We start from the raw sequence: 11,777 nt of genomic DNA, 5'->3' as shown, positions 1-11,777 counted from the left end.
TTTTTATGTTGAATGTGATCCTCAGTATTTCCGCAGGATCGGTACTCGGCGGCCTGGGGCGCTGGGTGCTGAGTAATAAATTTAACCCGGTTCTGGCGATGATGCCGCTGGGGACGTATCTTGCGAACATTATCGCCGGTTACATTATCGGGCTGGCGGTGGCCTTTTTCGCCTCACACCCGACTCTGCCCGCCGAATGGCGGCTGTTTATTGTCACCGGGTTTTGCGGCGCGCTGTCTACATTCTCCACCTTCTCGCTGGAAATCGTCCAGGCGTTCCAGGCCGGGCGCATTCATCACGGCATGGCAGAGATTGTGCTGCATGTGGCAAGCTCCCTGCTGATGACTTACCTCGGCCTGCTCACCTGGCAGATGTTACAGCAGCGGTAGCGGGGGGCGGGCAAATGACCATAAGTAATCTCTTTGCTGATTTTACTTATTGTCAGCTGATTGTCATTGCTTTTAACGTACAGAGGAGCGCCGGCTGTTTCTCAATAAGACACAGCATCTTTAGTGCAATCCCTGACGGAATACGGCGCTGTTGCTCCCAGCTACGGACAAGATCAATACTTGAACCGATCGCGTCAGCAAACTCTGATTGTTTTAATCCTGCATGTTGCCGGATAGCTTTAACATCCGGAACCGGATGTTTATGTATATTCTCTGGTGCAGGAATAATATGGCCTGCTTCAATAGCTACCATTTCCTCCATGCTACTGATCAAATCATTGAAAAGTTTCTTATCCATAATGAATCTCTCCTGCCGGAAGTGTGGGAAGTTAGTTATATAAACTTAATCCAGTTTTTGAGAAAACGATCTGAGTATGGCCTTTTCATGACTATCCAAATCATCTTTTATACTTTTAGGGTAGATAAGCAGAAGATACAGCCTTTCATATGCAGGGCGCGGATAATAAATAATCCTCAAGCCACCCCGCTTGCCGGTTCCCTTCTGATACCAGCGAATTTTTTTTACATCCGCCGGTCTGGCTAATCGTATTTCCCTGTTTGTAGCTTTCCAAAAGATAGCTTTGCAGTTCCCGGAATTCATCATCAGTCATTAGTTCCTGACGAATACTGCTGAATATTGTCGTTTCGATAAATACCAGGTAATTCATTGCGCCACTCCTCATATCAGTATGGGGAGTGTAGTGACAGAGTATAAACTAACGCCAGGTAAATTAGTACCCTGTACTAATTTTATTATCCCTGTCATATAAACAGACAGGGACTAATTAAAAAAATGAATGGAGTCAGATAAATCATTTCTGCCCGTTATCTTTCTTATCTTCCGGTTTCTTCTCCGGTGTCTCTTCATCATTTTTCAGATTGGCGGTCAGGAGATAGAGTGACTGCTGCCAGCGGCTTGGTGTCAGTTGCAACAGGTTATTGGCCAGCACAAAACCAATCGCCAGCGCCAGCAGTAACATCACGCGCAGCAGGTTGGTGGTATTATCCACCTGCGTGGATTCTGTCGCCAGGCGGTGGGTGTCGATAGTCAGGCGCAAAAAGCCTTTCGGCCCGTTTTTCCCGGGAATGGTGGCGACAATCTGATGATTGAAATAGCTGCCTGCTTTCTGTCCGTCCAGCGCCAGCCGGTCGCGTACCGTAATATTTTCGCCGGTTGTGGCTATCTGAACCCCGTCATCCTGATACACTGTGGCATCCAGAATACGGCTGTTTGTCGTCAGTTGCGCTAAATTTGCCGTGATCTGTTTCTTATTGAGGACTTTCCCGTTATCGTCTATAGCATCGGAAAGGTTAAATGCCACTTGTTGTGCCAGCGAATAGGCCAGTTCATTAAACTGTTCCATAGACGATTGCTGATGCACGCGGCTGAAATAGGAAACGCCCTGTAACAGGCAGACCATCAGGGCGAGACAAATCAGAATAATGGCTGTCTTATGCAGCCGGAATGTTAACTTCGTTTTGGCCATTTTTTATCCGTTTTTCTGTTGTCGTCATCATATTGCCAGAAGCGATGCTGTCAGGATAGCCGGAAACCCACATTTTTGTCCGCTACCATCATGAATATTATCAGAGATTATAGGAGTATCTGTTGATGTCGACGAGTCTGACCTACTGTTATTTGCCGAATGAAATCCATAAGTGGCCGGGTCTCCCGCTCTCTCTGAGCGGCGACGAAGTGATGCCGCTGGACTACCGGGCGGGTGACAGCGGCTGGCTGTTATACGGCCGCGGGCTGGATAAAGCGCGGATTAGCGATTTCCAGCATCGTCTGGGCGCGGCTATCGTGGTGGTGTCATCATGGCGGATTGATGATTATCAGGTGGTGCGGATAGCGGGCAGTCTGAGCGGGCGCATTAAGCGTGTGGCGGATGAATTTCAGATGGATGTCGTACCATTAGGCAATATCCCGAAACTGCGCTCACCGGGCTTACTGATGATGGACATGGACTCCACGGCAATTCAGATTGAATGTATTGATGAAATCGCCCGTCTTGCGGGAGTCGGTGATGAAGTCGCCGGTGTTACAGAAAGAGCCATGCTGGGTGAGCTGGATTTCAGCGAAAGCCTGAAAGCGCGTGTCGGCCTGCTTGCCGGCGCGGATGCCAACATCTTACAGCAGGTTCTGGATAATCTGCCGCTGATGCCCGGGCTGACCAGTCTGGTGCGAAAACTCCAGGCAATGGACTGGCATGTGGCTATTGCCTCCGGCGGATTCACCTTTTATGCCAATCACCTGAAAGACTCTCTGCGCCTGATTGCGGTGTATGCCAATCAGCTGGAGGTTAAAGACGGCAAACTGACCGGTAAAGTGAAAGGTCCTGTAGTAGATGCAAAATACAAAGCTCAGGCGCTGCTCAAACTGGCGGCGTTTCTTAATATTCCGGTTGAGCAGACAGTGGCGATTGGCGATGGTGCTAATGATTTGAAAATGCTTAAAAAAGCAGGTCTTGGTATTGCATTTCACGCCAAACCGAAAGTCTATGCGCGGGCAAAAGTGGCTATTCGTCACGCCGATTTAATGGGGGTGATGTGTACCCTGAGCGGCGGGCTGAAACACGAAGAACGTTAATTAATCAGTTATTACGGGGTCACGAGTGGCAAAACCAGCAAAACGCGCCTTTGTCTGTAATGAATGCGGGGCAGATTATCCCCGCTGGCAGGGGCAGTGCACCGCGTGTCAGGCGTGGAATACTATCACAGAAATCCGGCTGGCGGCCGCGTCGTCGTCTTCTGCGGCGCGGGCAGAGCGCCTCAGTGGTTATGCGGGGCAGGGCGGGATCAGTAAAGTTCAGAAGCTGTCTGACATCAGCCTGGAAGAGTTGCCGCGTTTCTCAACCGGCTTCAAAGAATTTGACCGCGTACTGGGCGGTGGTGTGGTGCCCGGCAGTGCGATTCTGATCGGCGGGAACCCCGGTGCCGGAAAAAGTACCCTGCTGTTACAGACCATGTGCCAGCTCGCCTCACAAATGAAAACCCTGTATATCACCGGGGAAGAGTCCTTACAGCAGGTCGCCATGCGCGCGCATCGTCTCGCGCTGCCGATGGACAATCTCAATATGCTGTCAGAAACAGCGATTGAACAAATTTGCCTGATTGCAGACCAGGAACAGCCTAAGCTGATGGTGATCGACTCCATTCAGGTGATGCACATGGCAGATATCCAGTCGTCACCCGGCAGTGTGGCGCAGGTGCGTGAAACCGCCGCTTACCTGACGCGCTTTGCCAAAACCCGGGGTGTGGCGATTATCATGGTGGGTCATGTGACCAAAGACGGTTCACTGGCGGGACCTAAAGTGCTGGAGCACTGTATTGACTGCTCGGTGATGCTCGACGGTGAGTCAGATTCACGTTTTCGCACATTGCGCAGCCACAAAAACCGCTTTGGTGCGGTGAATGAGCTGGGTGTTTTTGCGATGACTGAACAGGGGCTGCGTGAGGTGAGTAATCCCTCCGCCATTTTCCTGAGCCGGGGCGATGAAATTACTTCCGGCAGCTCGGTGATGGTGGTCTGGGAAGGAACACGTCCGCTGCTGGTGGAAATTCAGGCGCTGGTGGATCACTCGATGATGTCAAACCCGCGCCGCGTGGCTGTGGGTCTGGAGCAAAACCGGCTGGCTATCCTGCTGGCGGTATTACACCGCCACGGCGGGTTGCAGATGTCTGATCAGGATGTCTTCGTCAATGTGGTCGGTGGGGTGAAAGTAACAGAAACCAGTGCGGATCTGGCATTGCTGCTCTCGCTGGTGTCAAGTTTTCGCAATCGTCCTATCCCGCGGGATGTGGTCATTTTCGGGGAAGTCGGGCTGGCAGGGGAAATCCGACCGGTGCCGAGCGGACAGGAACGTATTGCTGAAGCCGCCAAACACGGGTTTAAACGGGCGATTGTGCCGGGCGCCAACTGCCCGAAAAACCCGCCTGCGGGCATGCAGGTCTTCGGCGTGAAAAAACTGGCAGATGCATTATCCGTTCTGGATGAGCTGGAATAGAGAGGCGTGAATGACTGATTTTTCCTATCTGAAGCACGCCATTAAACAGGCGGGTCTGACACTGCAACAACTGGCAGATCAGTGCGGTGTGACCAAAGGCTATCTCAGCCAACTGATCAATAACAAAATCAAAAGCCCGGGCGGACAGAAAATGGCCGACCTGCACAGTGCGCTGGGGCTGGATTATCCGCTGCAAAAAAAACGTGTCGGCGTGGTGTTTGGTAAATTTTACCCGCTGCACACCGGACATATCTATCTTATCCAGCGGGCATGCAGTCAGGTGGATGAGCTGCATGTGATCCTCTGTCATGATGAACCACGCGATAAAGCCTTGTTTATCAACAGTTCCATGTCACAGCAACCGACAGTCAGTGATCGCCTGCGCTGGTTGTTGCAGACGTTTAAATATCAGAAAAATATCCGCATCCACTCCTTTGATGAACATGCTTATGACCCGTATCCTCATGGCTGGGAGCACTGGAGTCAGGGGGTGTGTCAGTTTATGCAGGAGAAAGGGATTGCCCCTGATTTTATTTATTCAGGTGAAAAAGCCGATGTTCCGCGCTACCGCGAATCGTTTGGTATTGAAACGGTACTGATCGATCCGGAACGCAGCTTTATGAATATCAGCGGACGCCAGATCCGCCAGGCGCCTTTCCGCTACTGGGATTACATCCCGACAGAGGTTAAACCTTTCTTTGTGCGCACGGTTGCAGTGCTCGGCGGGGAATCCAGCGGAAAATCCACCCTTGTCAACAAGCTGGCAAATATGTTTAACACCACCAGTGCATGGGAATACGGGCGTGATTATGTTTTCTCCCATCTGGGCGGGGATGAAATGGCGCTGCAATATTCAGATTATGACAAAATTGCATTGGGTCAGGCACAATATATTGATTTTGCAGTTAAATATGCAAATAAAGTCGCATTTGTGGATACGGATTTTGTGACTACTCAGGCATTTTGCCGGCGCTATGAAGGCAAAGATCATCCGTTTGTTCAGGCGCTGATTGCCGAGTACCGTTTTGATCTGGTTATTCTGCTGGAAAATAACACGCCGTGGGTTGCAGATGGCTTACGCAGTCTGGGCAGTGATAATGACCGCATGGCGTTTCAGACACTGCTTATCGGGATGCTCAGAGATAACGGTATCAAATTTGTCCATGTGACTTCTTCTGATTATGACACCCGTTTTCTGGAGTGTGTGGAGCTGGTACAGCGCCTGCTTATGCTGGATACCCCGGAAGTCCGGATGGTGACCGGACGAATAGTTGATGCAGATAACAGTTTTACACCAATGTTGATTTTTTTTATCTGATTTTCGTGCAGGATTTTTTTTCCCCGTCTATACTGAAATCATAAGGACAAAACACATCGTCCGACAGAATTCAGGGTCACAAAGGGAGGAAAGATGAAGAGTAAAGGATCCCTTTACTGATTGCGCGACGCAGTTGAATTATCACGCGCTGAATGTTGTAGAAAGCGGTAAACGTAAGTGTTAAGTAGTTAGTGAATCAGCTTTTTTTGCACCATGAATATCAGGTTTAACGTAATACCCGTTACAAAGTAGTAAACATCTTTAAATTATCCAACCCCGATGCCGCGCAATTTTTACTGCGCGGCATTTTCAATAGTGATACCGGCACGCCGTAATCTCAATTTATTAAGCACTGTGCATTATCAGGTGACCGCATCAGATATGCAGTTTCTTCCGCAGTTTCTGTTTTTTATCCATACATAAAAAAGCCGCGCCATTTTCATGGTACGGCTTTTCTGAGAACATCCCGTTACTTGGTCATACGCTTGTACTTCATCCGGTGTGGCTGAAGTGCGGCTTCGCCGAGTGTCCGTTTTTTGTAGTCTTCGTATTCGCTGAAGTTACCTTCAAAGAATTCCACTTTTCCTTCATCCTGATAATCGATGATGTGAGTGGCGATACGGTCAAGGAACCAACGGTCATGGGAAATAACCATGGCGCAGCCCGGGAACTCCAGCAGGGCATTTTCCAGCGCCCGCAGGGTTTCGATATCCAGGTCATTGGTTGGTTCATCGAGCAGCAACATGTTTCCGCCGACCTGCAACAGCTTCGCCAGATGCAGACGACCACGTTCACCGCCGGATAACTCACCCACGCGTTTGCCCTGGTCAACACCCTTGAAGTTAAAGCGTCCGACGTAGGCACGGCTCGGGATCTCCGTTGTGCCGACACGCATGATATCCTGCCCGCCGGATACTTCTTCCCAGACGGTTTTCTTATCATCCATGGAATCACGGAACTGATCGACAGACGCGATAGTCACAGTATCACCCAGTGAGATAGTGCCGGAATCCGGTTGTTCCTGACCGCTTATCATGCGGAACAGCGTCGATTTACCCGCGCCGTTTGGTCCGATAATCCCGACAATCGCACCTTTCGGCAGAGAGAAACTCAGGTTATCGATCAGGGTGCGGTCATCGTAAGATTTACTCAGATTTTCCACTTCCAGCACTTTGTCACCCAGACGCGGACCAGGCGGAATAAAGAGTTCGTTAGTCTCGTTGCGTTTCTGGTATTCGACACTGTTCAGTTCATCAAAGCGGGCCAGACGCGCCTTACCTTTGGACTGACGGCCTTTCGGATTTTGACGGATCCACTCCAGCTCTTTCTCGATAGATTTACGGCGGGCAGCCTCAGATGAAGCTTCCTGTGCCAGGCGCGCATCTTTCTGCTCCAGCCAACTGGAGTAGTTACCTTCCCACGGAATACCTTCACCGCGGTCCAGTTCCAGGATCCAGCCTGCGACATTATCCAGGAAGTAACGGTCATGGGTAATCGCCACGACAGTACCTTCATAGTCATGCAGGAAGCGCTCCAGCCAACCAACAGATTCAGCATCCAGGTGGTTAGTCGGTTCATCCAGCAGCAGCATGTCCGGTTTTTCCAGCAGCAGACGGCAGATTGCCACACGGCGGCGTTCACCCCCGGACAGATTGGCAATTTTGGAGTCCCATGGCGCTAAACGCAGGGCATCTGCCGCACGTTCCAGCTGGTTATCCAGGTTATGACCATCATGTGACTGAATAATGGCTTCCAGCTCACCCTGCTCTTTGGCAAGCTTGTCGAAATCCGCATCAGGATCTGCATACAGGGCGTACACTTCATCCAGACGGGTCAGCGCATGTTTTACTTCTCCGACCGCTTCTTCAACTGCTTCACGGACAGTATGTTCAAGATTCAGTTTCGGTTCCTGCGGCAGGTAACCGATTTTCAGTCCCGGCTGCGGGCGGGCTTCGCCCTCAATGTCGGTATCGACACCGGCCATGATGCGCAGCAGAGTTGATTTACCGGCACCGTTCAGGCCGAGAACACCAATTTTTGCACCGGGGAAGAAACTCAGTGAAATATTTTTCAGTATATGACGCTTCGGTGGCACGATTTTGCCGACGCGGTGCATCGAATAGACGTATTGAGCCAATGTGTATACCTTTTTGAAAAATAAGTAAATTATTTAATAGTTTATGATATATAGGGCATCTGTGGGGCATTATGATTTCTGAGGCGGGATTTTAGCATGGTTCGGTGTACTTCTCATCGTCAGTCAGTGTTATTCAGGTCACGCTGTGACGATCCCGCGTTTACCGTAAAAAAAAAAGACGACCGGAGTCGTCTAAGTATGTTCACGATTTATATAGTTTTATAGGTAGTATTTTGGACACCGGTTACCGGCGCAATGACCCGGTCGATTACCCATATCCGAAATTATTTAACATATGTGACGTTAGGAATTATTCCTACTATATATCAAAAACAGTCTCTGTGCCAGATGATCACGCTGCCATAGAGATAATATACCATTTTTTATCATAACGAGAATGCATAATAAGAATAATCAGAAGTATATTCTGTAACCGTCGGGTAAATGAACATACAACTCCTGGTTTCGGTTTTTTTATCATTTCGTGTTTGTTTTCTGTTTCTGATAACTAAAATTACGCACCTGTGTAATATTATTCGGCAGCAAGGTATTATTTATTTAATACATTCCCTGCACTTACTGTATTTTTTATGGTCAAACGGCTGAGAGAATGCCTGAGCAGGTAACCGGTAATTAAGGAGACGGGAAGATGACGAGGAAAAGTGTATGGCCGGGCGTGGCAGCCCTTGGTGTGCTGATGTTTTCAGTACCGGCATTCGCGGACTCGCTGGGTGAACAGCGCATACGCTATCAGGCTGTCAAGACCGCCTGGGATACCAATGATATGGCAGAGGTTGAACGCCTGATGCCGATGCTGAAAGAGTATCCGCTTTATCCGTATCTGGAATACCGCGAACTGACACAGGATATGAGCCTGCTGACCAGCAATCAGGTCAATGCATTTACAGCGACTCATCCTAATCTGCCCTCTGCGGCAAGCCTGAAAAATAAATTTATCAGCGAGCTGGCGAAACGTAATGACTGGCAGGGGCTGGTCAGTTTCAGCACCACGGTGCCGAAGCCGGTCGGCGCGAAGTGTGATTATTATTATGCGAACTGGCAGACCGGTAACCGGCAGGTTGCGCTGGACGGAGCAAAATCTGTCTGGCTGTCCGGTAACTCTCTGCCGGCAAACTGCGACAAATTATTTGATGTCTGGGAGCAGACCGGCGGGCTGACACCGGAACGGGTGCTTGAGCGTATCAGCCTGGCACTGAAGTCCGGCAATACGTCCATGGTCAGTTATCTGGCAAAACGATTACCACCGAAATATCAGACTATCAGTAACGGATTGATTGATCTGCAAAAAAATCCTGCGTCTGTTGTGACGTTTGCACAAATCAACCCGACTGATTTTACGCGCCAGGCAACTATCTCTGCTTTTTCGGCCTATGCCCGCAAATCACCTGATGCAGCCCGTATGAATCTGAGCGGTGTGGCACGCGCCCAGAAAATGAATGACAGTGAGCGTCAGCAACTGAAAGATGCGATCGCGTGGCAATACATGGGCGATGCAACAACAGAACAGGCGGCGTGGCGTGATGATGTTATTCAGGAGACGGATTCTGTCACATTGCGTGAGCGCCGGGTGCGTCTGGCACTGGGAAATGCCGATGATCGTGATTTAGACCGCTGGCTGACCCGGTTACCGGCGGAGGCTCAGCAAAAAGAAGAGTGGCAATACTGGCGTGCTATTCTGCTGGAAAAAGGCGGAAATAAAGCAGCCGCAGATGCCATCCTGGAGAAAATCACACAAGGGCGCGGTTTCTATCCGATGGTGGCGGCTCAGCATCTGGGCAAACCTTATGTCATGCTGATTAATGCCGCAGATAAACCAGACTACACCATCAACAACCAGGCGGAAGTGCGGCGCGTCAGTGAGTTGCTGTACTGGCAGCTGGAAGGGCAGGCGCGTACTGAATGGCTGAATCTGGTGGATAGCCAGCCACCTGCGCGTAAAGCTCAGCTGGCGCGTTATGCGCTCGAACAGGGCTGGGCGGATCTGAGTGTTCTGGCAACAATTAACGGCAAGCTGTGGGATCATCTGGAAGAACGTTTTCCGCTGGCGTGGCTGAGTGAGTTTGATGAATTCACTCAGAATAAAAGCATCACCAAAAGTTACGCGATGGCAATAGCGCGTCAGGAAAGTGCCTGGAACCCGCAGGCGCGTTCACCGGTCGGCGCGACGGGTCTGATGCAACTGATGCCGGCAACAGCAAGCCATACAGTAAAACAGAGCGGAATTACCGATTACAGCAATACCAGCCAGTTGGTAAACCCGCGTAAAAATATCGAGATTGGTACAGCATATCTGGACAGTGTCTACAGCCAGTTTGGTCAGAACCGGATCCTGGCGAGTGCCGCCTATAACGCGGGTCCGTCCAGAGTTAACCGCTGGCTGAGTAACAGTGGCGGACGACTGGATGCGGTGGCATTTGTGGAGACTATCCCGTTTGCAGAAACCCGGGGTTATGTGAAAAATGTGCTGGCATTTGATATTTTTTATCAAAACTTCCTGAAAGGTCAGACACCTGCGGATGTTCTTACACCTTCTGAAAAATCAATGCGTTATTGATCGTTTTTCTGCCCGGTACAGCAGGAGACAGTTGTACCGGGCATGTGTTATCCTGTCTGTACTAGTTAATGAGTATATTTTGTACTCCCGGTCAATATGGGGTAACACATGACAGCGGTTCACCTTCAGGACAGCGCGTCCGACGAGAACAGTGACTGGCAGCGCTTTGTCCGGTTATTGGGTAACGCATATTCGCAGGATATTGAATCCCATATTTTTCAGCTTCTTTTTACGCCAGATGAACGCACCGCTCTCGGCACCCGCGTCCGTATTGTGGAAGAACTGCTGCGCGGTAAAATGAGCCAGCGCGAGCTGAAAAATGAATTAGGTGTGGGGATTGCCACTATCACCCGCGGCTCCAACAGCCTGAAATATGCACCGGAAACAGTTAAAGCCTGGCTGGAACAGGAACTGATGACAAAAAAAGGGTGAGCAATCATCTTTTATTCTCCCGCCGGTAGTGCGTCGGGATCTTGAACGATGCAAACAGCAATTTTGAGATAAGTCAGCGTGAAGGTGAAATCGCGTATTGGGCCGGTGTCCCGTATCGGGGACAAGGGCTGGCACAGGAAGAGTAGCTTGCACAACTGTTATAAAGGTGTGAAAAAAGTCAAAGGTGTGAAAAAGTCGCCGGGCCGGTTGTCGCCGGTCCGGTTTTTTTATCTTTCTTCTTTGGTATTCAGTGATTTGTAGATTTCGTGCTGGATAGGGACGAGAGCCAGGATGGTTGCCTGCTCATACACGCTGGTGCGGGTAAGTGCGCCGCCGGTGAAGAAACCAATCGCGCCGCCTTTTTGTTTAATATCTTCCACGCCGGTCAGATCCGCCATTTCATCGCCCAGTTCACGGCCTTCGCGGATCCCCGCCAGAATTTTCTCCGGCAGCATCAGGCTGGCTGAACGGGATTCGCCCCGCAATTGCTGGTGTTCAATGACAATCCAGGCAAAGGTCATATCGCCGTCAATACCGGCTTCAACGCCGACCCAGAAATCTGCTTCCGGTCTTACCTGGCGGGCAGCATTTACACGCTGACGGGCTCCGGTACGGGTTTCGGTATTCCCGATGGGTTGCTGTGGCACACTGCTGTCCACATTCACATCTTCAATATCAAAATTTCCGTTCCCTAAAACCACTTCAAAAGCGGCACGAATTGCCTGAATTTTAGCCGGGTTAGTCGTCGCTGCGATAATATGAAACATGATAATTAAACTACCCACGTTATTTTGTTTGGCGCAGTATAGCGAATATTGGCGGCTTTCCGCAGTATTTTTTACCCCCCGCATGGCGGGCG

At 50.2% G+C, this 11,777-nt stretch carries 11 protein-coding genes; 6 read left to right on the top strand and 5 right to left on the bottom strand.

Translation table 11 applies throughout. The features are described from left to right. The first annotated feature begins 5 nt into the window (after positions 1-5). Positions 6-389, top strand: a complete 384-nt coding sequence (crcB, locus tag AYY16_RS17395) for a fluoride efflux transporter CrcB (protein WP_067369525.1) — start codon at positions 6-8, stop codon at positions 387-389. 52 nt (positions 390-441) lie between these two features. Here the strand turns inward: crcB and nadS are convergent, their stop codons facing one another. From nadS to AYY16_RS17380, 3 genes are all read right to left on the bottom strand, one after another. Then, positions 442-747 carry a NadS family protein gene (gene nadS, locus AYY16_RS17390; protein ID WP_067369523.1) on the bottom strand — a complete coding sequence of 102 codons (306 nt, stop codon included), beginning with the start codon at positions 745-747 and terminating at the stop codon, positions 442-444. Between the two features lie 145 nt (positions 748-892). Next, positions 893-1,117 (bottom strand): hypothetical protein, encoded by a 225-nt coding sequence (locus AYY16_RS17385; RefSeq protein ID WP_328585686.1) that lies wholly within the window; start codon positions 1,115-1,117, stop codon positions 893-895. 144 nt (positions 1,118-1,261) lie between these two features. After that, complete coding sequence (locus AYY16_RS17380) at positions 1,262-1,936, bottom strand: YtjB family periplasmic protein (RefSeq protein WP_067369520.1); 675 nt, start codon at positions 1,934-1,936, stop codon at positions 1,262-1,264. Positions 1,937-2,061: 125 nt separating this feature from the next. Between AYY16_RS17380 and serB the strand changes: the two genes are divergently transcribed. From serB to nadR, 3 genes are read left to right on the top strand one after another with little or no spacing between them, the layout of a single operon-like run. After that, entirely contained in the window at positions 2,062-3,039 is a 978-nt protein-coding gene (gene serB / locus AYY16_RS17375) for a phosphoserine phosphatase (protein WP_067369517.1), read from the top strand. Positions 3,040-3,064: 25 nt separating this feature from the next. Further along, positions 3,065-4,456 carry a DNA repair protein RadA gene (radA, locus tag AYY16_RS17370; protein ID WP_067369516.1) on the top strand — a complete coding sequence of 464 codons (1,392 nt, stop codon included), beginning with the start codon at positions 3,065-3,067 and terminating at the stop codon, positions 4,454-4,456. A 10-nt stretch (positions 4,457-4,466) separates the two neighbouring features. Then, on the top strand, positions 4,467-5,774 hold the full coding sequence (gene nadR, locus AYY16_RS17365; RefSeq protein WP_235846350.1) for a multifunctional transcriptional regulator/nicotinamide-nucleotide adenylyltransferase/ribosylnicotinamide kinase NadR: 1,308 nt from the start codon (positions 4,467-4,469) through the stop codon (positions 5,772-5,774). Between the two features lie 469 nt (positions 5,775-6,243). Here nadR and ettA read toward each other — a convergent pair whose 3' ends face one another. Continuing rightward, complete coding sequence (gene ettA / locus AYY16_RS17360; RefSeq protein WP_067369513.1) at positions 6,244-7,911, bottom strand: energy-dependent translational throttle protein EttA; 1,668 nt, start codon at positions 7,909-7,911, stop codon at positions 6,244-6,246. 649 nt (positions 7,912-8,560) lie between these two features. Here ettA and sltY point away from each other — a divergent pair. Both sltY and trpR read left to right on the top strand, forming a co-directional pair. Then, entirely contained in the window at positions 8,561-10,486 is a 1,926-nt protein-coding gene (gene sltY, locus AYY16_RS17355; protein WP_067369511.1) for a murein transglycosylase, read from the top strand. A 108-nt stretch (positions 10,487-10,594) separates the two neighbouring features. Beyond that, complete coding sequence (trpR, locus tag AYY16_RS17350) at positions 10,595-10,918, top strand: trp operon repressor (protein WP_067369510.1); 324 nt, start codon at positions 10,595-10,597, stop codon at positions 10,916-10,918. Between the two features lie 227 nt (positions 10,919-11,145). On the opposite strand, the gene yjjX is transcribed toward trpR, so the two are convergent. Next, positions 11,146-11,685 carry an inosine/xanthosine triphosphatase gene (gene yjjX, locus AYY16_RS17345; RefSeq protein WP_067369665.1) on the bottom strand — a complete coding sequence of 180 codons (540 nt, stop codon included), beginning with the start codon at positions 11,683-11,685 and terminating at the stop codon, positions 11,146-11,148. Between the last annotated feature and the right edge of the window lie 92 nt (positions 11,686-11,777).

Origin of the sequence: Morganella psychrotolerans, assembly GCF_001676155.1 — a bacterium.
In the GTDB taxonomy this organism is placed as follows: domain Bacteria; phylum Pseudomonadota; class Gammaproteobacteria; order Enterobacterales; family Enterobacteriaceae; genus Morganella; species Morganella psychrotolerans.
The sequence above is the reverse complement of the archived record's forward strand: the minus strand, read 5'-3'. Positions and strand labels throughout refer to the sequence as shown.